This window comes from uncultured Devosia sp., assembly GCF_964244875.1.
GTDB lineage: Bacteria > Pseudomonadota > Alphaproteobacteria > Rhizobiales > Devosiaceae > Devosia.
In genome coordinates this window covers 90,220-112,730 of sequence record NZ_CAXTKA010000007.1, presented here as the reverse complement: position 1 = coordinate 112,730, position 22,511 = coordinate 90,220, and the positions used below count along the sequence as shown (strand labels likewise).

20 protein-coding genes are annotated in these 22,511 nt (G+C 63.7%); 13 read left to right on the top strand and 7 right to left on the bottom strand.

The genetic code is table 11. The features are described 5' to 3' along the window. Nucleotides 1-3: 3 nt before the first annotated feature. From ACFE8X_RS10255 to ACFE8X_RS10245, 3 genes are read left to right on the top strand one after another with little or no spacing between them, the layout of a single operon-like run. The gene (locus ACFE8X_RS10255) at nucleotides 4-1,080 is read left to right on the top strand and encodes an efflux RND transporter periplasmic adaptor subunit (protein ID WP_375451370.1); all 1,077 of its coding nucleotides are present in this window, start codon (nucleotides 4-6) and stop codon (nucleotides 1,078-1,080) included. Continuing rightward, nucleotides 1,077-4,163, top strand: coding sequence for an efflux RND transporter permease subunit (locus ACFE8X_RS10250; protein ID WP_375451369.1), 3,087 nt, complete (start codon nucleotides 1,077-1,079; stop codon nucleotides 4,161-4,163). Before ACFE8X_RS10255 ends, ACFE8X_RS10250 begins: the two co-directional genes overlap by 4 nt. Further along, a complete protein-coding gene (locus ACFE8X_RS10245) occupies nucleotides 4,160-5,308 on the top strand; it encodes a patatin-like phospholipase family protein (protein WP_375451368.1) in 1,149 nt (382 codons plus the stop codon). Before ACFE8X_RS10250 ends, ACFE8X_RS10245 begins: the two co-directional genes overlap by 4 nt. A gap of 27 nt (nucleotides 5,309-5,335) precedes the next feature. Here ACFE8X_RS10245 and ACFE8X_RS10240 read toward each other — a convergent pair whose 3' ends face one another. Further along, nucleotides 5,336-6,130 (bottom strand): family 16 glycosylhydrolase, encoded by a 795-nt coding sequence (locus ACFE8X_RS10240; RefSeq protein WP_375451367.1) that lies wholly within the window; start codon nucleotides 6,128-6,130, stop codon nucleotides 5,336-5,338. Nucleotides 6,131-6,443: 313 nt separating this feature from the next. On the opposite strand from ACFE8X_RS10240, the gene ACFE8X_RS10235 reads away from it, so the two are divergent. Continuing rightward, the gene (locus tag ACFE8X_RS10235; RefSeq protein ID WP_375451366.1) at nucleotides 6,444-7,526 is read left to right on the top strand and encodes an acyltransferase family protein; all 1,083 of its coding nucleotides are present in this window, start codon (nucleotides 6,444-6,446) and stop codon (nucleotides 7,524-7,526) included. Nucleotides 7,527-7,529: 3 nt separating this feature from the next. Here ACFE8X_RS10235 and ACFE8X_RS10230 read toward each other — a convergent pair whose 3' ends face one another. The 6 genes from ACFE8X_RS10230 to ACFE8X_RS10205 form a co-directional block, all read right to left on the bottom strand. Further along, on the bottom strand, nucleotides 7,530-8,282 hold the full coding sequence (locus tag ACFE8X_RS10230) for an SDR family NAD(P)-dependent oxidoreductase (RefSeq protein ID WP_375451365.1): 753 nt from the start codon (nucleotides 8,280-8,282) through the stop codon (nucleotides 7,530-7,532). Between the two features lie 69 nt (nucleotides 8,283-8,351). Continuing rightward, nucleotides 8,352-9,350: a substrate-binding domain-containing protein gene (locus ACFE8X_RS10225; protein WP_375451364.1), complete on the bottom strand. Its 999-nt coding sequence runs from the start codon at nucleotides 9,348-9,350 to the stop codon at nucleotides 8,352-8,354. A gap of 46 nt (nucleotides 9,351-9,396) precedes the next feature. Then, complete coding sequence (locus ACFE8X_RS10220; RefSeq protein WP_375451363.1) at nucleotides 9,397-10,386, bottom strand: ABC transporter permease; 990 nt, start codon at nucleotides 10,384-10,386, stop codon at nucleotides 9,397-9,399. Further along, a complete protein-coding gene (locus tag ACFE8X_RS10215; RefSeq protein ID WP_375451362.1) occupies nucleotides 10,383-11,369 on the bottom strand; it encodes an ABC transporter permease in 987 nt (328 codons plus the stop codon). Before ACFE8X_RS10215 ends, ACFE8X_RS10220 begins: the two co-directional genes overlap by 4 nt. Continuing rightward, complete coding sequence (locus tag ACFE8X_RS10210) at nucleotides 11,366-12,883, bottom strand: sugar ABC transporter ATP-binding protein (protein WP_375451361.1); 1,518 nt, start codon at nucleotides 12,881-12,883, stop codon at nucleotides 11,366-11,368. The genes ACFE8X_RS10215 and ACFE8X_RS10210 overlap by 4 nt, the downstream gene beginning before the upstream one ends. Nucleotides 12,884-12,885: 2 nt before the next feature. Beyond that, nucleotides 12,886-13,917, bottom strand: coding sequence for an aldo/keto reductase (locus ACFE8X_RS10205; protein ID WP_375451360.1), 1,032 nt, complete (start codon nucleotides 13,915-13,917; stop codon nucleotides 12,886-12,888). A 149-nt stretch (nucleotides 13,918-14,066) separates the two neighbouring features. On the opposite strand from ACFE8X_RS10205, the gene ACFE8X_RS10200 reads away from it, so the two are divergent. The 9 genes from ACFE8X_RS10200 to ACFE8X_RS10160 all read left to right on the top strand — a co-directional run bounded on the left by ACFE8X_RS10200 (nucleotide 14,067) and on the right by ACFE8X_RS10160 (nucleotide 22,499). Then, nucleotides 14,067-14,948: an amidohydrolase family protein gene (locus ACFE8X_RS10200; RefSeq protein WP_375451359.1), complete on the top strand. Its 882-nt coding sequence runs from the start codon at nucleotides 14,067-14,069 to the stop codon at nucleotides 14,946-14,948. Between the two features lie 16 nt (nucleotides 14,949-14,964). Beyond that, nucleotides 14,965-15,756 (top strand): FadR/GntR family transcriptional regulator, encoded by a 792-nt coding sequence (locus ACFE8X_RS10195; protein WP_375451358.1) that lies wholly within the window; start codon nucleotides 14,965-14,967, stop codon nucleotides 15,754-15,756. 7 nt (nucleotides 15,757-15,763) lie between these two features. Further along, complete coding sequence (gene rhaM / locus ACFE8X_RS10190; RefSeq protein WP_375451357.1) at nucleotides 15,764-16,081, top strand: L-rhamnose mutarotase; 318 nt, start codon at nucleotides 15,764-15,766, stop codon at nucleotides 16,079-16,081. Next, nucleotides 16,078-17,262 carry an L-rhamnonate dehydratase gene (gene rhmD, locus ACFE8X_RS10185; RefSeq protein WP_375451356.1) on the top strand — a complete coding sequence of 395 codons (1,185 nt, stop codon included), beginning with the start codon at nucleotides 16,078-16,080 and terminating at the stop codon, nucleotides 17,260-17,262. Before rhaM ends, rhmD begins: the two co-directional genes overlap by 4 nt. Before the next feature lie 108 nt (nucleotides 17,263-17,370). Then, nucleotides 17,371-18,174 carry an ATP-binding cassette domain-containing protein gene (locus ACFE8X_RS10180; protein WP_375451355.1) on the top strand — a complete coding sequence of 268 codons (804 nt, stop codon included), beginning with the start codon at nucleotides 17,371-17,373 and terminating at the stop codon, nucleotides 18,172-18,174. Nucleotides 18,175-18,233: 59 nt separating this feature from the next. Next, entirely contained in the window at nucleotides 18,234-19,274 is a 1,041-nt protein-coding gene (locus ACFE8X_RS10175) for a sugar ABC transporter substrate-binding protein (protein WP_375451354.1), read from the top strand. Nucleotides 19,275-19,289: 15 nt separating this feature from the next. Continuing rightward, on the top strand, nucleotides 19,290-20,279 hold the full coding sequence (locus ACFE8X_RS10170) for an ABC transporter permease (protein ID WP_375451353.1): 990 nt from the start codon (nucleotides 19,290-19,292) through the stop codon (nucleotides 20,277-20,279). After that, complete coding sequence (locus ACFE8X_RS10165) at nucleotides 20,276-21,274, top strand: ABC transporter permease (protein ID WP_375451352.1); 999 nt, start codon at nucleotides 20,276-20,278, stop codon at nucleotides 21,272-21,274. Before ACFE8X_RS10170 ends, ACFE8X_RS10165 begins: the two co-directional genes overlap by 4 nt. Before the next feature lie 34 nt (nucleotides 21,275-21,308). Then, nucleotides 21,309-22,499, top strand: a complete 1,191-nt coding sequence (locus ACFE8X_RS10160; RefSeq protein ID WP_375451351.1) for an enolase C-terminal domain-like protein — start codon at nucleotides 21,309-21,311, stop codon at nucleotides 22,497-22,499. The last annotated feature ends 12 nt before the right edge of the window (nucleotides 22,500-22,511 follow it).

The window sequence follows — 22,511 nt, the reverse complement described above, 5'->3', positions numbered from 1 at the left end:
AAAATGAACGCTGTTGTCGTGAGCGCGGCAGGGATTGCTTGTGCCCTGGTGCTGGCCGGGTGCCAACCGGCGCCGGAAAAGCCCGAGCCGGTGCGGCCGGTACTGACCAAGACCATGGCGCTGGAAGCTCCGACGGCCAGCCGCTTTGCCGGCGAGATCGCGCCGCGCTTTGAAACCTCGTTGAGCTTTCGCATGTTTGGCCGCGTCGTCGACCGGTCGGTCGAGGTGGGCGATTATGTGAAGGCCGGCCAGCAGATTGCCCAGCTCGACGCGACAGCGCAGGAACTGGCGCTGCGCTCGGCGACGGCCAACCTGGCGGCGGCTGAAGCCCAGCTCACCAACCTGCTCGCCATCGAGCAACGCCAGCGCAGCCTTTTGGAACGCAATGCGATTGCCGACGTCGATTTCGAAAGTGCCGAGCAGGCGCGACGGGCCGGCCAATCCTCGGTGGCGCAGGCAGAGGCACAACTCACCAAGGCCCAGGAGCAGTTGGGCTATGCCACCTTACGGGTCGATACCGCGGGCCTGGTGACAAGCGTCGAGATCGAACTGGGCCAGACCGTGACGGCGGGCCAGACGGTTGCGACGGTGGTGCGTCCGGAGTCCAGCGAGGCGGTGGTTTCGGTCGCCGAAGCGGTGGTCAATACGCTCAAGGTCGGCGACCGCTTCACCATCGTCAAACAGGTCGATCCCTCAATTGCCGTGTCGGGCACGATCCGCGAGATCGCGCCGCAGGCCGATGCCGCCACCCGCAGCGTCGAGGTCAGGATCAACCTTGTCGATCCGCCGGAAAGTTTCAAGCTTGGCTCCACCATCATGGCGATGCTGGTCCAGCCCGAGCCCGATCGCCTGGTCGTTCCGGCTACGGCGGTCGTAACGGCGGAGACGGGCAGTTCCGTGTGGGTGGTCGATGCAGCCGCGCAGACGGTGGCGCAGCGCAGCGTGACGGCCACCCCGATCGATGACGCCAGCATGCAGATCACCGCAGGCCTGGCGGTGGGCGATATCGTCGTTGTCGCGGGCGCCCACTCGCTGGAGGCCGGTCAGCCGGTCCGTTTCACTCAAGGAGACGCGCCATGAAGGGCTTCAATCTTTCGGAATGGGCGCTCGATCACCGCTCGCTTGTTTGGTACTTCATGATCATCTTCACGGTGCTGGGGGTATCGTCCTACATCAATCTGGGGCGCGAAGAGGATCCCAATTTCACCGTCAAGACCATGGTGGTGGTTGCCGAGTGGCCGGGCGCCTCGGTGGACGAGACGCTCAACCAGGTCACCGACCGGATCGAGAAGAAACTCGAGGAGCTGAGCCAGCTCGATTATACCAGCAGCACCACGACTGCGGGGCGCACGGTGATCAACGTGACGCTCAAGGACAGCGTGGCGGGCAGCGCCGTGGTCGCCACCTGGACGCAGGTGCGCAATATGATCGGCGATATTGCGGGGCAATTTCCCGAGGGCGTGGTCGGGCCGTTCTTCAATGACCGGTTTGGCGACGTGTACGGCAATATCTATGCCTTCACCTCCGACGGGCTGAGCGACCGCCAGCTGCGCGACTATGTCGAGGGTGTGCGCAAGCAGGTGCTGGGCGTGCCCAATGTGGGCCGCGTCGATCTGGTCGGTACCCAGGACGAGGTGATCTACCTGGAGTTTTCGGCGCAGAAGCTGTCCGCTTTCGGCATCGACCAGCAATCCATCGTCGCGGCGCTGCAGGCGCAGAACGCCGTCGTGCCCTCGGGCGTCATCCAGGCGGGGTCGGAGCGGGTTGCCATCCGCGTGGGTGGTTCGTTCACCTCCGAAGACAGCATCGAGAACGTCAATCTGCGCGTGGGGGACACATTCTTCCGCCTGTCCGATGTCGGCACCATCACGCGAGGTTATGTCGATCCGCCCAGCCCCATGTTCCGCTACAGGGGTCAGGACGCCATCGGGCTTGCCGTGGGCATGGTGCCCTATTCCAACCTGCTCGAATTCGGCAAGGCGCTGGATGCGACCATCGAGTCAGCGGTTGCGGACCTGCCGATCGGGGTCGGGGTTCATCTCGTGTCCGACCAGCCCGAGGTCGTTGAGGAAGCAGTCAACCATTTCGTGACCGCCCTCATTGAATCCATTGCGATCGTGCTCGCCGTGAGCTTTGTGAGCCTGGGCATGCGGGCGGGCTTCGTGGTGGCGCTGGCCATTCCGCTGGTGCTCGCCATCACCTTCGTCATCATGGAATATCTTGGCATATCGCTGCAGCGCATTTCACTGGGTGCGCTGATCATCGCCCTTGGCCTTCTGGTCGATGATGCGATGATCGCGGTCGAGATGATGGTGTCGCGCCTCGAAGTGGGGGACAATCTGCGCAAGGCGGCGACCTATGTCTATACGTCCACCGCCTTTCCCATGCTCACCGGCACGCTGGTTACCGTTGCCAGCTTCATCCCGGTCGGGCTCAATGGCAGTTCGGCCGGCGAGTTCACCTTCACGCTGTTTGTCGTTATCGCGGTTTCGCTCGTGGTATCGTGGATCGTTGCGGTGGTGTTCACGCCGCTTCTGGGCGTGCTGATCCTGCCCAAGACCATCAAGCACAAGGCCAATGGGCCGGGCCGGTTCACGCGGGCGTTCAGCGCGGTCCTGGTGTTTTGCATGCGCGCGCGCTGGCTGACCATCGGGGTTTGCGTGCTGGGGCTAGTGGTTTCGGTGATGGGGCTGAGCCTGGTGCAGCAACAGTTCTTCCCGGCGTCGGACCGTGTGGAACTGGTCGTCGATTTCAGCCTGCCCAAGGACAGCTCCATCGCCCAGACCAAGGCGCAGATGGATCGGTTCGAACAGGAACAATTGGCGGGCAATCCCGATATCGACCATTGGAGCTCCTATGTCGGGCAGGGCGCAACGCGTTTCCTGCTGTCATTTGATCCCGAGCCGGCCAATCCCTATTTCGGGCAGGTCATCATCGTGGCCAAGGATCTGGAGGCGCGCGACCGGCTGCGGGGGCAATTGCAACCCTGGCTCAAGCAAACCTTTCCGGGCACCGACGCGTTCGTCAAATTGCTCGACATCGGCCCGCCCGTGGGACGCCCGGTGCAATATCGCTTGAGCGGGCCTGACGTGGAAACCGTGCGCACGCTCTCCAACCAATTGGCGGCGGTTGTCGCCCAAAACAGCCATCTCAGCGATGTGACCTTTGACTGGAACGAGCCGTCCCGTGTGGTCAAGATCGACGTGCTGCAGGACAATGCCGCCCAGCTCGGGGTCACCTCGCAGGATATCGCCGCGGCCTTGAACGGCATCGTCGGTGGCGCCTCGGTCACCCAGGTGCGCGACGCGACCTACCTGATCCAGGTCGTCGCCCGGGCCAATGCCGACGAGCGCAACTCGATCGATGTGCTGCGCAGCGTCCGCATCGGCACCAGCACCGGCCGCAGCGTGGCGCTGGCAAGCGTGGCGACCTTCCGCTACGAGCTCGAACAGCCTCTGGTCAAGCGCCGCGCGGGCCTGCCAACCATTACCCTCAAGGGCGGGCTGATCGACGATACGCAACCGGCCACCATCGTGGCTCAACTCGCCCCGACGGTGGATGCGTTCACCGCGCAGCTGCCGCAGGGCTATGCGGTGGCGGTCGGCGGCAGCGTTGAATCCAGCGCCAGCGGGTCGGGCCCCATCGTCGCGGTTGCGCCGCTGATGCTGTTTGCCATGGCGACGCTGCTGATGATCCAGCTGCAAAGCTTCCAGCGCCTGTTCATCGTTTTCGCCGTTGCCCCGCTTGGGCTGATCGGCGTCGTGGCGGCGCTGCTGCTGAGTGGTGCGGCGCTCGGTTTCGTGGCGATCCTGGGGGTTCTGGCGCTGGTCGGCATCCTGATCCGCAACTCGGTGATCCTGGTGGTGCAGATCGAGCATTTACGAGAGACCGGCGTGGACGCCTGGACGGCGGTGGTGGAAGCCACCGAGCATCGGATGCGGCCGATCATCCTGACGGCGGCAGCTGCCAGCCTGGCGCTGATCCCGATTTCGCGCGAAATCTTCTGGGGGCCGATGGCCTATGCCATGATGGGCGGCATCATCGTGGGCACCGCGCTGACGCTGCTGTTCCTGCCTGCGCTCTACGTGGCCTGGTTCAGGATCAAGGCACCGGCCAAGGATGGCGGACACGGCCAAGCCGCGGAGGAGGCGGCGGCATCATGATCAACTCGAGGTATGGCAATGTGCTGGCGCGTTTGAGCCTCATCATCGCTGTTTCGGCGATGCTGGCCGGGTGCACGACGGCGGGACGGGTTCCGTTTACCAGCACCGAGCAGGCAGAGGCCGGTATTGCGGGCATCCCCGGCGCCCGCATCTGGGCCGACGATTCGGGCGCGTTTTTGGGGGCAATGCAACGCGAGCGGGCGAGCGGCGGTCTCGACGCGACCAACTTCAAAATGCTGGCGCTATCGGGCGGCGGGGCCGAGGGGGCGTACGGGGCCGGGTTTTTAGGGTGCTGGACCAAGAGCGGGATGCGGCCGACGTTTTCCATCGTGACCGGCGCCAGCGTCGGTGCATTGATCGCGCCCTTCGCGTTCCTGGGCCCGGCCTATGACGGGGTGCTGAAGCGGATGTTCACCTCCGGAGACACCGAAGGCTTGCTGCAATTTGCCGGGCTGAATGGCCTGTTCGGCTCGGGGCTGTTTCGCGAGGAACCGCTGGCCAAGCTGGTCGATACCTACGTCACTCCGCAATTGCTGGTCGCGATCGCCGCCGAGCATGCGGCGGGACGGCGGCTGTTCGTGGTCACGACCAATCTGGATTCCCAGCGCACCGCCGTATGGGACATGGGCACGATTGCCAGCAGCAGCGATCCCCAGGCGCTGGCGCTGTTCAAGTCGGTGCTGTTGGCCTCGACCAGTATTCCGGGGATTTTTCCGCCCGAGTTGATCGAAGTGCAGGCCAATGGCCGCGTCTTCAAGGAAATGCACGTGGATGGCAGCGTGACCGCCAATATTCTGGTCGTTCCCGAAGCCATCCTGACGTCCCGCATGGCCATCGGCGACATCGATCCGGAAATCTATGTGGTGGTGAACGGCAAGGTCGGTCCCGACTTCAAGCTGGTGGATCCGGGACTATTGCCCATTTTCCAGCGCTCGTTTGAAACCACCATCAAGTCCAATACCCGCAATGCGCTGATCGCGAGCACCGATTTCGTGCGCCAGCGCGGCTGGACCTTGCGCGTCGCTGCGATACCGGACGCCGCCCCGGGCCTGGGCTCCACCGATTTCGACACGCGCAAGATGACCAGCCTTTACGATTTTGGCTGCGCGACCGCTCTCAGCGATGCCCGCTGGTCGACCCGCTAAGGGCGGCTGACGCCGGATATCGCGGCCCTAGCCGCATAGAATGGACTGGGGAAACTGGCAGGTTTCGCCGGCAGCGGTGAAGCCGACCCAATCGACTTCCATCTTGATGGGCGCGGTGATCGGGGTGAACTCTCCCATCCAGTCGGTCAGCGTATCCGTTCCCCACAGGCTGAAGAAAATGCGTTGCGGATTGGTGGGAATGCGGAACGCCTCGTCGATGGTGCGGACGGGTTTGCCATTGATGAAATACTGGATCGTTTGGGGGCCCCAGGTCACGGCATAATCGATGAAGTCGGAGTCCGAAGCATAGGGCAGCTTGTGCTGCTGGCCGCTGCCAACCTCGCCATCGCCACTGATGCCATTGACGAAGGTGGTGGTTTCCACCGTGCCGGTATCGCGCAGCAGCACTTCGAAGTCGATCTCGTCATGCGGCTTGCCTTGGGTGGGGCCGATAAAGGTGAAAAACGCCGCGTTCAGCCCGGACCCTGCCGGGGTCTTGAGGCGCGCTTCGAAGGTACCATAGCCGATGGCTTGCCGCGTCTGCAGGGACCCGCAGCTATATTGGCGCGCCTTGTAGGGCTGGGGAGAGAACCCGATATCGAGCATGCCATCGGCGGCTTTCACCAGGCCTTTCGCCCAGGTGCAATTCTGGTAGGTGCCGGTGGCCCAGCCGTCGGAAATGTACCAGCGCTTGAGGTCGAGGCTGTCGAAGTCGTCAAAGAAGCTGGCCTGCTGCGCCAGGGCGGCGGGGGCAGCCAACAGGCATGGCAGGAGGGTCAGGGCCTGAAGAGCACGGGTTCGCGGCAATCGGGTTTTTTGCATCGCTTATCTCTTGCTGGTGTGGGTTTGGGGATGTGGCAAGCGGTCGGCCATGCGGCCGCAATCTTGCACCGACCCCTTCAGCTTAGCCGTCGATTCGGACTGAAAGTTGCCGTGTGCGTCCCGCTCCGGTCAAGGCAGGCTTGCGCTCATGGTGCAGCTCATCGCGGCTAACGATTTGCGATTGATGGGACATTTCCCGATCGAGATGGCTGGCGCGATGACAGCGCAACGGCCCACCAGCTTGACAGGTCTGCCGCTGCCCGCCGCTATGGCGCCCATCACGGCACGATCCAACCTGCGGCGGGAGCGGCGAATGAGCACTGACGTTCTGGAAACTACCAGCGCTCCTCCGGCGGTGCCCAACAGCAAACCCCGCGATGCGGTCGACATTTATTCCCAGCGTTTGTCACTGGCGCGGCTGATCCTGATCGTCCTCGTGGTCTATGTGCATTTCCCCCTCGAGGTGCCCAGCGTGCGCAGTCTGGGCATGATCGGCTGGCTTGAGCCAGCCTTTATCGCCAATGCGACATTCCTGCGGTTTTCGGTGACCATCCTGACCATCATGTCGGGTTTCATCATGTTCGCCAAACATGCCGACGAGCGGGGCATGGCGACGATCAACAAGAAGGTGCGCACCTTGCTGGTGCCCTTCCTGTTCTGGAATTTGTCGCTGGTGGCCGCGCTTTACCTGGCGCAGCGGCTGGGCATATTGAGTGGTCAGCGGCTGAACCTGCTGACGGCGGATGCTCAGACCTGGGCCGATGCGACGCTGGCCTGGAGCACGCGGCCGGTCAATTATCCGCTCTATTTCCTGCGCGACCTGTTCGTGATCTCGGTGATCGCGGTGGTGGCTTCAAGGCTGGTGCGTGCCCAGGTCATTGCGATCATCGCCATCTGCGTACTGGTGGCCGAATACAATCTCGACGGTAACCTGATCCTGCGCACGCCGATGCTGATCGCCTTTTTCATGGGCGCGGCCCTGGCGATCTACCAGGTGAAACTGGACGTGCTGGACCGCGGGCTGCCCTATTTCGCCGCATTGCTGGTGGTGGCCTGCGTCGTCCACTATTACTATCCCAGCGCCAATAGCGGGCTGCTGCTCAGCATTCTGGGTGGGCTGACCATGTGGACGCTGACCGCCTTGGTGCACAGCTCGAGCACCCTGCAGGGCCTGGCACGGTTCGCCAAGTTCGCGTTTCCGATCTATCTCATCCACGGCATCATCTTGTTCGGCGTCTTGGCGCTGGGGGTCGAAGTCTCCAATTCGCCGCTTGGTCTGGCCTTATGGCTGTTGCTGCCGCTAATCATCGCGGTGGTCAGCGCCCTGCTGTTCCGGCTCTTCAGCCTGGTCCTGCCAAAATTCGCCTCGTTCACCACGGGTGGCCGGGGCGCCTGATCGTCAATAGGTCGCGCGGCCGCCGGAGAGATCGAAGACGGCGCCGGTGGTGAAGGAATTTTCGGCCGTTGCCAGCCAGCAGATCATCGAGGCGGCTTCGCTCAGTTCCAGCATGCGGCCACGCGGGATCTTGGACAGGATCATCTTGAGGAAATCGGGGTCCTGGCTCATGGCCATGGTGGTCTTGGCTACGGCGGGGGTTACCGCATTGACGGCGATGTCGTACTTGGCCAATTCCTTGCCCAGCGACTTGGTCAGGGCCAGAACGCCGGCCTTGGTCGAGGAATAGGCCGAGGCGTTGGGATTGCCTTCCTTGCCCGCGACGGAGCTCAGATTGACGATGCGGCCGTAACCGGCGCCGATCATATGGGGCACCACGGTGCGGCAGACAAAGAAGGTGCCGACCAGCCCGATTTGAACGACATCCATGAAGTCCTGCGGCGCGTATTCCCACGTCGGCGCGTTGGGGCCGACAATGGCGGCATTGTTGATCAGGATATCAATCTTGCCGAACCGCTCGAGCACGGTGGCGACGGCGCTTTGCACCGAGGCCAGATCGGCGATATCGGCGCGCACCGGCAAGACCTTGCCATCCTGCCCATATTTGGCGGTGAGATTGGCCAGAAGCTTTTCGTCGCGGTCCCAGATGGCGATGGAGCCGCCATTGGCAAGCATGAGTTCGGCGACCCTCAGGCCGATACCCTGTCCGCCGCCAGTGATGATGGCAACGCGGCCGGCAAAATCATAGGTGTTCATGGCTGGTGTCCGGATTGGGAATTGGGCGCCGGCCCGCCGGCCGACGCCCGTTTGTGCGCTGTAAGGTTTCTAGAAGTCGAATTCGTCGATGTTTTCGGCGTTGAAGGTGGTCAGTTCGGCCTGGGTGTTCATCGCGTTCTTGTCGGCAATGCTGATGGTTCCCAGGTTCGGCACGTCGAAGGTGCCGCCGACTTCGTTCTTGATGGTGCCGCCAAGCACGCCAACGGCGAAGTGTGCCGCGAGCCAGCCTTCATTGTAGGGCGACCAGAGCTGGAATGCCGATACGGTGCCGTCCTTGACGAAATCGCGCATTTCGCTGGGCAGGCCAAGGCCGGTCACATGCACGGTCGAGGCGATGCCGCGCGACTGCACGACCTGGGCGGCGGCGGCGATACCCACGGTGGTGGGCGCGATAACGCCGACCAGATTGGGGTAGTTGGAAAGCAGGGCTTCCATTTCGGTGGTCGACTTCTCGGGCTGGTCATCGCCATAGACGGTGGCGACCAGGCTCATGTCCTTGTATTTTGGATCGTTCTTGAGCGTGTCGTTCATTGCCGCGATCCAGGTGTTCTGGTCGGGCGCTTCGGTGGTGGCCGACAGGATGGCGATCTCGCCCTTGTAGCCGATCATCGAGCCCATCAGCTCGACCTGGTTGGGGCCGGTCTTGGTGAAGTCGACCGGCAGGATGGTGGCGTCACGGTGGGTTTCGTTGCCGACCAGGTCACCATTGACGGTGAGCACCAAGATGCCCTTTTCGCGTGCGGAATCGAGCACCGGATTGAGCGCATCGGGACTGTTGGGCGCGATGGCGATGACGTTCACGCCGCGCTGGATCTGCGCTTCGATGAACGGGATCTGCGAGGTTGCCTCGGCGGTGGCGGGAGCGACGAACTCGAATTCGCAACCCAGCGACTTGCAGCCGTCTTCGAAGCCTCCGGTGATGCTGTCGAAGTAAGGATTGCCGGTGTTCTTGCCGATATAGACGATTTTGACCGGGTCGGCGGCCTGCGCGACGCCGGCCATGGCCATGCCGAGCGCGAGCCCGGCGAGCAGAGTTTTCTTCAGCACTTCTGTCCTCCTTTGAGTGCCGGTTTCGATCCGGCGGAATAACCCGTCACCGCTGGGTGCGGGAATAGATGAAATTGGTTGCGATGATGGAGACGATGAGCAAAACGCCCAGGACGACAAGCTGGACCGCCGGCAGGACATTGGCGACGGTCATGCCGGTCGCCACCACCACCAGCAGCCAGGCCGCCAGGAACGTGCCCAGAATCGTGCCGCGACCGCCAAAGATGTAGGTGCCGCCCAGCATGGCCATCAGCACCATCTGCAACTCGCCGCCCAGGCCCAGATCGTAGCGGACCGAGCCCAAGCGCGATGCGGTCAGCAGGCCGGCGGCGGCGCTGACCAGGCCCATCAGCAGGAACAGGCTCATCTTGATGGCGTTGCTGCGAATGCCGGCGTGGCGGGCGGCCACTTCATTGGTGCCGATCTGGTAGATCTGGCGTCCGAAAATGGTCATGCCGAGCACGACGCCAAGCCCGATCGACATGACGATGAAAATCAGGACGGTCAAGGGAATGCCGGCGACCAGCACGGTATTGACGCCGATGAACCAGTCGGGCACGCGAATGGATTTGTCGCCGGCGATCACCTGGGCGAGCCCGCGATAGAGCGTCAGCGTGCCGATGGTGACGATGATCGAGGGGATCTGCAGCCGGATGACCATCAGGCCGTTGATGGCGCCCATGACGAGGCCCGCGACAAGGCCGATCGCGACCGCGACGGGAACCGGGATGCCGGCCTGCTGCGCATAGGCGAACAGGCATGCCGAAAGCGCCATGTTGGCGGCCGGCGACAGGTCGATTTCCCCGGCGATAATGACCATGGTCAGCACTAGCGCCACCATGGCGAACTCGGCCGACAGGGTGAAGCTGCGCAGGATATAGCCGACATCAAGGAAGTAGGGCGATAGCAGGCTGGCGCCGAACAGGGCGACGATCAGCAGCACCAGCGTCATCGCCTCGGGGCGAATGACGATGGTCTGCCAGCGCGGACGCGGTGGCGGCGCATCACGCGTCGCGGGGGTCTGGATGGCACTCATGCGCGCACCCTCGAGAGGCTGGCGATGCCCTGCTGGCGCACGGTGCGGTCGATCAGCAGCGCGATGAGGATGACGGCGCCATAGATGGCGCTTTGGGTGGTGCCGGGAATGCCGAGCAAGGGCAGGGCGGCGGCAACGCAGCCGAGCAAGAGTACGCCCAGCATGGTACCCAGCACCGTGCCGACGCCGCCATTGATCGAGACGCCGCCGATGACGACTGCGGCGATCACCTGGAATTCAAAGCCCGAGCCGGTATTGGAGGGGTTCACGAACCCCCAGCGGCTGGCATAGAGGATGCCGGCAAGGCCCGACAGCGCCCCGGAAATGGCAAACACCAGCAGCGTCACGCGGGTCACATCGACGCCGCGCAGCGGGGCGGCGACCGGGTTGGAGCCCAGCGCGAAAATCTGCCGGCCGACGCGGGTGTGCATGACGAACAGGTAGGTCAGCAGCGCGATACCGAAGCTGATGAAAATGATCCAGGGAACCCCGAAGATGGGCGAGGTCTGGGACATCGATTTCAATGCCGAAGGGATATATTGCCGGTCGATCTGCTTGGCATTGGAGACGATATAGGTCAGTCCGCGATAAAGGTTCAACGTGCCCAGCGTGACGATGATGGCGGGCAGGCGGAACAGCGTGACCAGCACGCCATTGAGCAGGCCGAGCAGGGCGCCGATGCCGATGGCGACGACGAAGCCGAGCGGCCACCAGATATCGGGATAGAACTTGAACATCATGCCGGTGACCATGGCCGAAAAACCGAGCATGGAGCCGATGGACAGATCGACATGGCGCGCGACGATCACGAGCATTTGCCCCATGGCGCCGATCATGATGAGCGGGGTCAGCAAGAGGATGATGCGCAGGCTGTCGAGGGTCAAGAATTGCGGCTTCTGCGTGCCGACGGCCAGGCAGAACAGCACGATCATCACCGCAATGCCGGCTTCGCGCCGCACAAGGATGGAGCGGAGCGCGGTCATGCGGCCACACCCGCGCGGACGGTGCGTGGCACGGCGGCGCTCATGATGGCCTCCTGCGATGCTTCGGCGCGTGCTATATCGGCGGTCAGGCGGCCTTCGGACATGACCAGGATGCGGTCGCACAGCGCTAGCAATTCGGGCAATTCCGACGAGATCAACAGGATGGCCCGGCCGGAGGCGGCGAGTTCGCCGATCATGTCGTAGAATTCCGCTTTGACGCCGATATCGATACCGCGCGTCGGCTCGTCCAGGATGAGGACGCTGGGATCGGTCAGGAGCCAGCGCGCAAGGATGGCTTTTTGCTGGTTGCCGCCGGACAGCTCGCCGATCGGCTGGCGCAGGGAAGCGAGCCTTATGCTCAGGTTGCGCACCGCGTCCTGGGCAAAGCCCTGTTCCAGCGCCCGGCGAATAAAGCCGGCTGGTGCGATGCGGCGGGGGACTGCGGCGGTGACGTTTTGTTCCACCGAAAGCGTGCGGAAAATGCCGGCGGCGGCGCGATCCTCGGGCACGAAGGCCAGGCCAAGCGCGATCGCCTGGGCCGGCTCGCTGATGGCGACGCGCTGGCCCGAGACGGACACGGTGCCGCTTGCGGCAGGCGCCACCCCGAAGATGGCGCGGGCGACATCGGTGCGACCGGCGCCTACAAGGCCGCCCAGTCCGACGATTTCGCCCTTTCGCACCGCAAAGCTGATGTCGTGGAAAACCCCCGGCAGCGACAGTCCCTCGACCTTGAGCGCAACCTCGCCGATCTCGGTACGGGCCTTGTGCCGGAATTCCTTGAGCGGGCGGCCGATCATCAGGCGGATGATGTCGGCGTCGGTGAGATTGCCGATGGTGTCGGTGGCGATCTTGTTGCCATCGCGGAAAATGGTGACGCGATCGCAGAGCGCGCGCACCTCTTCGAGGCGATGGGAGATGAAGATGATGGTGCGCCCCTCGTCGCGTAGGCGGCGGGCGATGCCGAACAGGGTTTCGACTTCCTTGGGCGTCAGCGGCGCGGTGGGCTCGTCCATGATGATGAGCCGGCTGTCCGAGGCGAGCGCCCGGGCGATTTCCACCATTTGCTGGTCGGCGATGGAGAGGCCACGCATGGGCCGCGTGACGTCGATGCGCACGCCGAGCAGGTCCATCAGGGCGCGCGCGTCGCGCGTCATTCTGGCCCAGGGCACAGGGCTGAGCCAGCCGCCATCGCCGCTGCCCAGCACAAGGTTTTCGGCGACCGACAGGTCCGGAAAGGAGATCGGCTCCTGGTGGATGAGGGTGATCCCCAGCTTTTGCGCGACGATGGGATTGAGGATGTCGACGCTCTGGCCATTGAGGGTGATGGTGCCGCGCGTGGGGCGGTGCACACCGGCGAGGATCTTGGCGAAGGTGGATTTACCGGCGCCGTTTTCGCCGAGCAGGGCATGAATTTCGCCATGCCGCAGCTCCAGATCCACATCGCGCAGCACTTCGACGGCAGCGAACTGCTTGGAAATGCCTTTGGCACTGATCAATGGCGTTGAATCGGGCATGGTCAGCGTTCCGGAACCGGGGCGTCGGGATCGAGCAGGCCGCCGGCCTTCAGATCGGACCAGAATTGGGGCGGTATGGCAATGGCGAGCGCGGCGACGTTCTGCGTGACCTCGCCGGGTGCGGCGGCCCCGGGGATGACGGAAACCACGGCCGGGTGGGCCAGGGGAAATTGCAGCGCCGCTACCGGAAGGCTGACATCATGGGCCTGGCACACGGCCTCGATGGCGCGCACCTTGTCCTGCACTTGGGGGGCGGCCTTGCCATAGGCATATTTGGCGCCGGCGCCCGATCCGGTCACCAGGATGCCCGAGGCAAAGGGCGCGCCGATGATGACGCCGACCTGGCGATCGAGACACTGTTGCATATCGGTATGCAGCACCGACTGGTCGAGCAGGGTGTAGGGCATGGCGATGATGGCGAAATCGACATCGATCTCGCCCAGCTTGCGGCTGAGCTCGCCGGGAATGTTGTTGCCGACGCCGACCGCCCGGATATCGCCATTGGTCTTGAGTTCGGCGAGCGCTTTCGTGCCGCTCTCGAGCAGCTGTCTGGTGTGGAACTCCACCAGTTCGGGCGTGTGGAACAGCGTATCGAGATCGTGGATGACGAGGCTATCGACCCGGTTCAGCGCCAGCCGCTGCAGCACCTGCTCATAGGCGCGCATGATGCCGTCGTAGGAATAGTCGAAGACCACTTCGAACGGCAGGCCGCCGGCCCAGGGCTCGGTGCTGAAGGAAGCCGGATCGACGGGGCGCGCCAGGATGCGGCCGACCTTGGTGTTGACGCAAAATTCGGCGCGCGGCCTGGTGCGGAGGAACCCGCCCAGGCGATGCTCGGACAAGCCGCGGCCATACCAGGGGGCGGTGTCGTAGAAGCGCACGCCCGCGTCCCAGGCCGCTTCCAGCGTCGCCTGCGACTGTGCCTCGTCGAGCTTTTGATAGAGTTCACCCAGATGGGCAGCGCCAAAACCCAGGACGGGCAGCTCCAGCGCGGTGCGACCGACGCGGCGACGGTCTGAAAGTGTCAATGACATCGCGAGCCCCCTCCGCCGGCTGGTTACGGCTCTGCGGCCGCCTCAATCGCGATAAACTTGTCAGACAAAAATAAGTTTGACAAGTTCTAAAGTTCTGCCATTTCTCCTAGCAGCATCATGTTGACGATTGCGGGCGTGGGACGACACCAATGCCAAATTTTCCCATCATCGACACCCACCTGCACATCTGGGATCACAGCCGCCTGGCCTATGCCGGCTTTATCGGCGATCCCCTGTTCGGGCGCGATTACCATGTCGAGGATTATGCCGCAGCGCTGGGCGATGTCGACGTCGAGGCCATGGTGTTTTTGGAATGCTATGCCGATTTTACCCCGACAGGCGGGCAGTACCTCGAAGAAATAGCGTTTGTCGAAGAGGAAGCTCTGCGCGACCCCAGGCTGCGGGCGATCGTGCCGATGGCGCCGCTGGAATGGGGCGGGCGGGTCGAGCCGATGCTGGAACAGATGGCCAGCGCGCATCCAACCGTGCGCGGCATTCGCCGCATCGTGGAGTTCGATCGCGATCCGCGGGCGCTGACGCTGAGCGAAGATTTCATCGCCGGCGTCAACCTTTTGGAGAAGTTCGGCTACCATTTCGAAATCAACGTCAACCATACCCAGATGGATATCGTGCGCGAGTTCGTGCGCCGCATTCCCGACGTGCGGTTGATCCTGGATCACTGCGGCAAGCCGGGCATCGCCGAAGGGGCCATCGCGCAGTATCGCGATGATGTCGCCGAATTGGCGCGCCATCCCAATTTGTGGATCAAACTGTCGGACCTGCCGGTGGAGGCCGACAAGCGCCACTGGAGCGAGGCGGATCTGCGCCCGTTCATCGCGGCAACGCTGGAGAGCTTCGGGGTCGAGCGCACCATTTATGGTGGCGACTATCCGGTGTGCCTGCAGGCGACGACGCTGCCGCGCTGGGTCGAGGTGCTCGACAACGCCTTTGCCGGGCTGGGACTGAGCGAAGCGGACACGCGCAAGATTTATCGCGACAACGCCAACAGCTTTTATCGGCTGGGGCTGTAGGGCAGTGCCCGGACCCATGGCAAAGCGCACCGCACAAACCGCCGATACGAGCCCCGACCTGGCCGCCATGAGCCTGCTCGACGACGGGGCATCCGATTTCGGCGGCGGCATGCTGGAGCGTCGCTCGCTGGCCGAGCAGGTGGCCAATCGCGTCATGGCGATGATCAAGAGCGGCAATCTCAAATCGGGGGATAAATTGCCCACCGAGGCGCAGATGGGCATAGCCTTCGGCATCTCGCGGCCGCCATTGCGCGAGGCGCTCAAGGCCTTGACGCTGATGGGCGTGCTGGTCAGTCGCCAGGGTGGCCGCTACAGCGTGACCGACCTGTCGCCCAGCCGGCTCGTGGCCCCGTTCAACACCATGCTGTCGGTCGCCGATTATGACGTGCACCAGCAGTTCGAGGCGCGCACGGTGGTCGATCTGGAACTGGTGCGGCTGTGTGCCCTGCGCGCCTCGCGCGAGTTGCGGCAGCGCATCCACACGCTGGCGGTGGACGGCATCGGGTTCGATCACGATCCGGTCGCGTTTCGCCTGCTCGATATCGAATTTCACCAGGCTATCAATGGCGGCGCGGCCAATGATCTGCTGTCGGCCCTGGCGCAGGTGCTTTACGATCTGGGCCTAGATGTGCGGCGCACGGCCAGCGAAATGCCCGGCGTGATCGCGCGTAGCGTGAACCAGCACATCGCGGTCGCCGATGCCCTGGTTGCCGGCGACGCCGAAGCGGCCGTCCTGGCCTATCGACGCCATCTCGAACATGTCCGCGACACCACGATCCAATCCATGGCCGCCGGCAAACCGCAGTGAGTCTCCAATGGCAGAACGCATAGCCTTCCGCATGAATTTGAATCCGGGCGAGGCCGCCGCCTACGAGCAGCGCCATGACGCGATTTTCCCCGAGCTGGCGCAAGCGCTCAAGGATGCGGGCGTGTCCGATTATTCGATCTGGCTCGATCCCGAGAGCCACCACCTGTTCGGCATCCTGACCCGCACCGATGATCACACCATGGATGCATTACCCGACACGGCGATCATGCAGCGCTGGTGGAAGCACATGGCGGACATCATGGAAACCGACGCCGACAACGTACCGGCGCAGGTGCCGCTCAAGCGCGTGTTCCTGCTGCCATGACCCGGGCGTTCCGCGTCAAGGACCTGCGCGTCCATACCATCCGTCCGACGGCGAAGGCGGGGACCTATTTCAAGCCGGGTACATCCAATCACTGGCTGGTAGATTCCCTGATCTCCAACCCGATGTCGGGCTATCCGCAATATCGCGACAAGCGGTCGAGTTGGGGGATCGGCGTTCTGGGTGCCCTCGTGGTCGAGATCGAAACCGAGGATGGTACGGTGGGCGTCGCAACCGGCAGCGGCGGCGCGCCGGCCGCCTGGCTGATCAAGCACCATTTCGCCCGCTTCATCGTCGGCCAGGATGCGCGCAACCTCAATGCCATCTGGGACCAGTTATATCGCGCGTCCTTGCCTTATGGGCGCAAGGGACTGCCGATCATGGCGATCAGCGCGGTCGATCTGGCGCTGTGGGACCTGGTGGGCAAGGTGCGCAGCGAGCCGGTTTACAATCTGATCGGGGGGTTGAGCCGCGACGAGATCACGTTCTACTGCACCGGCCCGGCGCCTGACGCGATCAAGGCGCTCGGGTTCTGGGGCGCCAAGGTGCCGCTGCCGCACAGCCACTTCGATGGCGAGGAGGGCTTGCGGGCGAACGTGGCGTTCCTGGCGGCCCATCGCGCCACTGTCGGTCCCGATTATCCGCTGATGGTGGATTGCTACATGTCGCTGACGGTGGACTATGCCATCAGGCTGGCCGAGGCGGCCAAGCCCTTCAATATCCACTGGTGGGAAGAGGTGCTGTCGCCCGAGGATGTCGAGGGTTTTCGCGCGATCAAGCAGGCCCACCCCACGCTCAAATGGACCACGGGCGAGCATGAATATACCCGCTATGGCTTCCGCCGCCTGATCGAGGAGCGCACGCTCGATATCGTGCAACCGGACGTAATGTGGGTCGGCGGGCTGACCGAACTGCTCAAGATCGCCGCGCATGCCTCGGCCTACGATATTCCGGTCGTGCCGCATGGCAGCGGGCCTTATTCCTATCAGTTCATCGCCAGCCAGCCGGGGCCGGCCTTTTGCGAATATGTCGCCGCCAGCCCCGATGGCCGCACCATCCTGCCGGTGTTCGGCGATCTGTTCGAAGGCGAGCCAGTGCCGCAGAACGGCAAGCTCAAACTCTCGGAAGCGCCCGGTTTTGGCATGGTTCTGGCAGATCGGGATGCGCTGGACGCCGTCCTCTAGACCATTGGCCCAAGCCGTAACAGATGTATTGACACCCGGCCTCGCAGCACGTTAGCGTTCTACATATGGTACGAGTGTTCCAAATATGGAACACCAGGAGGCGTACTGATGAACGATCCGCTGTCCAGGCCGGTGCTCGAAGCCCGTCATATCGCGCGGCATTTTGGTGCCGTGATCGCGCTGGCCGATGCATCCCTGACCCTCAACAAAAACGAGGTGCTGGGACTGGTTGGCGACAATGGCGCCGGCAAGTCGACGCTGCTCAAAATCCTGTCGGGTATCGTCAGCGCCAGCAGTGGCGAGGTGCTGGTCGATGGCGCGCCGATCCAGTTGCGCCGGGCGCAGGATGCGATGGATGCTGGGATCGAGACGGTTTACCAGGACCTGGCTTTGGTCGACACCATGACCGCCTACCAGAATGTCTATCTAGGCCGCGAAGAGATTTCCAAGAACCCGGTGGCGCGGTTTTTCAACCTCGTCGACGACCGGCAGATGCGGCAACGGGCCCGCGAAGTGCTCGATAGCCTGCAGGTCAAGATTCCCTCGATCAACGTCACGGTCAAAGGGATGTCGGGCGGCCAGCGGCAATGCCTGGCCATTGCCCGCGCCCTGCTGTGGGGCCGGCGCATCGTCATCCTCGACGAGCCCACGGCGGCGCTGGGCGTGCGCGAGACCGGGCAGGTGCTCGATGTGATCCGCGAACTGCGCAAGCAGGACGTCAGCGTCATCATCGTCAGCCACAACATGGCGCAATTGATGACCGTGGCCGATCGCATCACGGTCATGCGGCTGGGGCGCTCGATCGCCACGCGCACCGTCAAGGATACCCAGGTGTCCGAAATCGTCGGCCTGATCACCGGAGCCATTCCGGGCGATGCCCAGGAGGAGGCCAGACACGCTATCCCCGCCTAGAACCGGAACACCCGGCAGCGCGGGATTACCAGACTTATCGCATCCTTGAGGAGGAACACATGTTGCGTCGATCTCTGCACGGCATCGCCATGATGACGTTTACACTCGCGCTTGCGGCCACCGCGTCGGCCCAGGACAAATTCAAGCTCGGCATGGCCGTTGGCGGCAATACGTGCTGCGAATGGATGAAGTCGCAAGGCGACGTCGCCCGCGCGCTGGCCGAAAAGAACGGCTGGGATTACGTCGAGCTCTCCAACAACAACGACCCTGCCACGGCGCTCAAGAATGCGCAGATCTTCGTGCAGGAAGGCATCGATGCGCTGATCCAGTTCAACGGGCAGCCGACCGCCAATCCGGCCATCGCCGCAGTGATGAAAGCCGCCAATATCCCGGTGGTCACCTATGACATCGCCGATCCCGGCATGTATTTCGTGGGCATCGACAATCTGGCGGCGGGTATTGCCGGCGGCCAGCAATTGGGCGAACTGATCAAGGCCAAATGGGACTGCAATCCCGACCTGGTAATTTCCGCCGAGGGAGCCGCGGCCGGCATCGTCAACGAGTGGCGGACGGGCGGCATGCGCACCGGGCTCAAGGAAATCTGCCCCGACATTCCCGAGGCGAAATATGTCTCGTTCGAAAGCCAGGGCGATGCCGCCGTGGGCCTGCCGGCGGCGCGCGACCTGCTCGCTGCCCATCCCGATGCCAAGACCATGGCCGTGGTCGGCCTCAATGACGGCGGCGTGCTGTCGCTGATCAATGCCGCCGAACAGCTCGGCCGCGCCGACGATGTGATCGGCTGGGGCCAGGACGGCGCCTTCATCACCGGCGACAACGTCAATCCGCATCTGGCGGGCTCGGTGTTCTACTTCCTCGAAGGTTACGCCGTTTACGCCGTTCGCGACGTGATCGGGCCCATCGCCGCGGGCACTATCCCCCCGCTCAAGGCCGATGCGGGCGATCCCGCCTCGCGGGTGGAGCCATGCCCGGTGTCGGCCGAACAGGCCAAGGCCGTCCCGGACCTGCCCGAACGCGTAGCGCAATTGCTCGCCGCACCCGCAGGCACGACCGAATACGAACTGTTCTGCCCGAACAAATAATTGCCCGAGTCCACCATGTCCCTTGGCCAAACCATCGACGCCCTGCCGCAGACCAGCGGGCTGCGCTTGCGTCTGCATGGCTGGGGGACGGGGGCGATGCTCATGGCCGCGTGGCTGCTGCTGATCGCAGCCACCGGCATCTACCGCGCCGATTTCATCTCGCACCAGACGCTGCTGGCGGTGGCCTTTACCATGTCCATCGTTGGCGTGCTGTCGATCGGGCAGGGACTGGTCGCCATATCGGGCGGCTTCATCGATCTCAGCCAGCCCGCCGGCCTGATCGGCGCGAGCCTGGTTGCAGTGCGGTTGTCCGAAGCCGGCCTGCCGCTCTGGATCGTGATCGCGGGCGCCATTGCCGCGGGCATGGCCTGGGGCGCGTTCAACGCCGCCATCATCGTCTTCGCCAAGCTCAATCCGGTCATTGTTACCCTGGCGACCAATTTTATCGGCCTGGCGGTGCTGTTCCTGGTGTTCCAGCTGGCCGAAGTGCCGCTCGGCAGCCCTATTTACGCGTTCGGGCGGGCGAACCTGCTTGGATTGCCCGCTATCTGGTGGCCGATGGTCGCGCTCGTGCTCGTTGTCGGCTTTCTGTTGCCGCGCACCCGTTATGGCCGGCGCGCCATTGCCGTCGGCGGCAACCGCATGGCAGCGCGGGCGCGCGGCATTTCGCTCAAGGCGACGCGGTTCGCCATCTTTATCGCGGCCGGCGGCTTCGTCGGCTTTGCGGCGGTCTTGTTCGCGGCCACGAGTGGCCCGTTCAATCCGGGCTCGGGCAGTGCCATGCAGCTCAACATTATCGCCGGGGTGATCCTGGCCGGCATATCCCTGGCGGGCGGGCGCGGCAACTTCTGGATGCTGCTGCTCAGCGTCGGGTTCTTGTCCACCATTCCGACCGCGCTGGTGTTCTTCGGGCTGTCCTCGGACACCCAGTCGATCTTCCAAGGCCTGATCCTGATCATCGCCGTCGCGATCGACGGATTGCGGGCGCGCCGGGGGACACCATGAGCCAGGTCGCCGATAGGCGCGAAGCCTTCGTCATCCCGCATCATCCGGTGCGCGACCTGCTCACCGGTTCGGTGGCCAGCATCGCGCTGACCTTCGTCGTCGTGCTGGCGGTAGGGCTGTTCTGGGTCGGCCCCCGCTTTCTCAGCTTTGGCAATATGAGCATCATGGGTTCGTTCCTGATCGTGCCGCTGATCGTGGGGGCCTTTGCCGGCTTCGCGCTCCTGTCGGGCGTGGTCGATCTGTCGATCGGCTCGATGGTGGGCTTTTCCTCGGCGCTGTTCGCCATGTTCCTGACCCTGGGCTGGGACCCATGGGCGGCTGCCCCCGTAACGCTCCTCGCCTGCCTGGGCTTCGGCGCCATCAACGCCATCGCCATTGTCGGGTTCGGCGCCGAGGCGATCGCGGCGACGCTGGGCATGCTGGTCGCCCTGCGCGGCATCACCTGGGTGCTGCTGGGCCCGCAGGGCTCGATCTTCTCGTTCAATCCCGGGCTGTTCGCGCTGGTCAACCAGGCGGTGTTCGGGCTGCCGCTGTTTTTCCTCCTGGCCGTGGCGCTGACGCTGGTCGCGGCCCTCCTGGTCTCCAAGAGCCGGCTGGGCCGGCATGTGCAAGCGGTGGGCGGCGATGAACGGGCCGCCGCGCGCGCCGGCATTTCGGTCAGAAACGTGCGGGTGGTGGCCCTGTTGCTCAGCGCCTTCGGTGGCGGGCTGGGCGGCATCGTCTTTGCCGGACAATTGGGCAGTGCCGCGCGCGCCACCGGCGTCGGCCTCGAGTTTCAGGTCTATGCCGCGCTGATGATCGGCGGGTTTTCGATCCTGCGCGGCGGGGTCGGCAATCCGATCGGGGGCGCGCTCGGGCTGCTGGCCGTCGCGGGGGTGTCCAACATTCTCGATCTGCGCGCCATCAGTCCCTATTACGTCAACATCATAGTCGGCCTGCTGCTGCTGGCCGCCGTCCTGCTCGACCGCTTCCGCGGTGGCGACGCCTACGAATAATTCCGCACTCCGCTGTTACAAAGGCCCATCTCCCGTGAAAATCACCGATATCCGCATCAAGACCTTCCGCACCTATGCCGATCGCTGGGACGTGGGCCATGCCCTGCCGGTGCCCAAGGCCGACCTGATGCAGACCATCCTCGCCATCGAAACCGACACCGGCGTTACCGGCTACTACCTGGGTGGCGGCTCGCATGGCGATGCCGAGGGGCTCAATGTGGTGGATCAGCAGATGATCCGCGGCCGCATCCTGCCGCTGCTCAAGGGACAGGATCCGCTCGATCGGGAAATGGTGTGGAAGTGGCTCTGGGTCGCCAATATTCCCGAAAACGTCGCCAGCGTCATCGACAATGCCCTGTGGGATCTGGCCGGCCGGGCGTTCAACACGCCGGTCTATAAGCTGATGGGCGGGGCCGGGCGCGAAAAGGTCAAGGCCTATGCCTCGACTTATCCCAATATCGGGGTGCCGCGCGTCTATGCCGAGCACGCTTTGGCCTGCAAGACTGAAGGCTACCAGGCCTACAAGATTCATCCGCATTATTTCTGGAATCCCGAAACCGGCCAGCCCACGCCCGGCCGCCCGAGCAATATCAAGGCCGATATCGAAACCTGCCATCTGGTGCGCGAAGCCGTCGGCCCCGACTACGTGCTGATGTTCGATCCCTGGGGCACCTACATGACCATGGAGGAAGCCATCCAGGTCGGCCGCGAACTCGAGAAGCTCAATTTCTATTGGTACGAGCACCCGATGCCCGAATACCGGGTCGAGAGCTATGTGCGGCTGTCGCGCGAATTGTCGATCCCGATCCTGTCGCCGGAAATCGTCGCCGGTGGCGTGTTCTCCAGAGCCGAGTGGATCCTGCGTGGCGCCGGCGACATGAGCCGCATCGACGTGGTGCGCGGCGGCATTACCGGGGCGCGCAAGACCGCGATCGTCGCCGAAGCCTATGGCCTGCGTTGCGAAATGCACATGGCCGGCTGGGGCAATCTTCAGGTCATCGGCGCGACCTCGGAGGACACTTCGGAATATTATGAGAAGGGCCTCCTGGCGCCCGGCGTCGATTATGACGCGCCCCATCCCTATCTCAAAAATACCTGCGACCGGATCGATGCCGAAGGCTACGTGCATATGCCCTCCGGGCCCGGCATGGGCTATGAGATCGAGTGGGACTATATCGACGACAATTTGATCGATCCCTTGGCCCTCGAAAAGAAGTTCTGGTAGCGGGACATCGAG

What these genes read in the sequence shown, in the direction of transcription:
- ACFE8X_RS10235 (WP_375451366.1), top strand. Translation starts at nt 6,444, where the DNA reads ATGAGCACTGACGTTCTGGAAACTACCAGCGCTCCTCCGGCGGTGCCC.
- ACFE8X_RS10255 (WP_375451370.1), top strand. Translation starts at nt 4, where the DNA reads ATGAACGCTGTTGTCGTGAGCGCGGCAGGGATTGCTTGTGCCCTGGTG.
- ACFE8X_RS10250 (WP_375451369.1), top strand. Translation starts at nt 1,077, where the DNA reads ATGAAGGGCTTCAATCTTTCGGAATGGGCGCTCGATCACCGCTCGCTT.
- ACFE8X_RS10170 (WP_375451353.1), top strand. Translation starts at nt 19,290, where the DNA reads ATGTCCCTTGGCCAAACCATCGACGCCCTGCCGCAGACCAGCGGGCTG.
- ACFE8X_RS10210 (WP_375451361.1), bottom strand. Translation starts at nt 12,883, where the DNA reads ATGCCCGATTCAACGCCATTGATCAGTGCCAAAGGCATTTCCAAGCAG.
- ACFE8X_RS10245 (WP_375451368.1), top strand. Translation starts at nt 4,160, where the DNA reads ATGATCAACTCGAGGTATGGCAATGTGCTGGCGCGTTTGAGCCTCATC.
- ACFE8X_RS10205 (WP_375451360.1), bottom strand. Translation starts at nt 13,917, where the DNA reads ATGTCATTGACACTTTCAGACCGTCGCCGCGTCGGTCGCACCGCGCTG.
- rhmD (WP_375451356.1), top strand. Translation starts at nt 16,078, where the DNA reads ATGACCCGGGCGTTCCGCGTCAAGGACCTGCGCGTCCATACCATCCGT.
- ACFE8X_RS10175 (WP_375451354.1), top strand. Translation starts at nt 18,234, where the DNA reads ATGTTGCGTCGATCTCTGCACGGCATCGCCATGATGACGTTTACACTC.
- rhaM (WP_375451357.1), top strand. Translation starts at nt 15,764, where the DNA reads ATGGCAGAACGCATAGCCTTCCGCATGAATTTGAATCCGGGCGAGGCC.
- ACFE8X_RS10200 (WP_375451359.1), top strand. Translation starts at nt 14,067, where the DNA reads ATGCCAAATTTTCCCATCATCGACACCCACCTGCACATCTGGGATCAC.
- ACFE8X_RS10180 (WP_375451355.1), top strand. Translation starts at nt 17,371, where the DNA reads ATGAACGATCCGCTGTCCAGGCCGGTGCTCGAAGCCCGTCATATCGCG.
- ACFE8X_RS10240 (WP_375451367.1), bottom strand. Translation starts at nt 6,130, where the DNA reads ATGCAAAAAACCCGATTGCCGCGAACCCGTGCTCTTCAGGCCCTGACC.
- ACFE8X_RS10195 (WP_375451358.1), top strand. Translation starts at nt 14,965, where the DNA reads ATGGCAAAGCGCACCGCACAAACCGCCGATACGAGCCCCGACCTGGCC.
- ACFE8X_RS10220 (WP_375451363.1), bottom strand. Translation starts at nt 10,386, where the DNA reads ATGAGTGCCATCCAGACCCCCGCGACGCGTGATGCGCCGCCACCGCGT.
- ACFE8X_RS10165 (WP_375451352.1), top strand. Translation starts at nt 20,276, where the DNA reads ATGAGCCAGGTCGCCGATAGGCGCGAAGCCTTCGTCATCCCGCATCAT.
- ACFE8X_RS10230 (WP_375451365.1), bottom strand. Translation starts at nt 8,282, where the DNA reads ATGAACACCTATGATTTTGCCGGCCGCGTTGCCATCATCACTGGCGGC.
- ACFE8X_RS10215 (WP_375451362.1), bottom strand. Translation starts at nt 11,369, where the DNA reads ATGACCGCGCTCCGCTCCATCCTTGTGCGGCGCGAAGCCGGCATTGCG.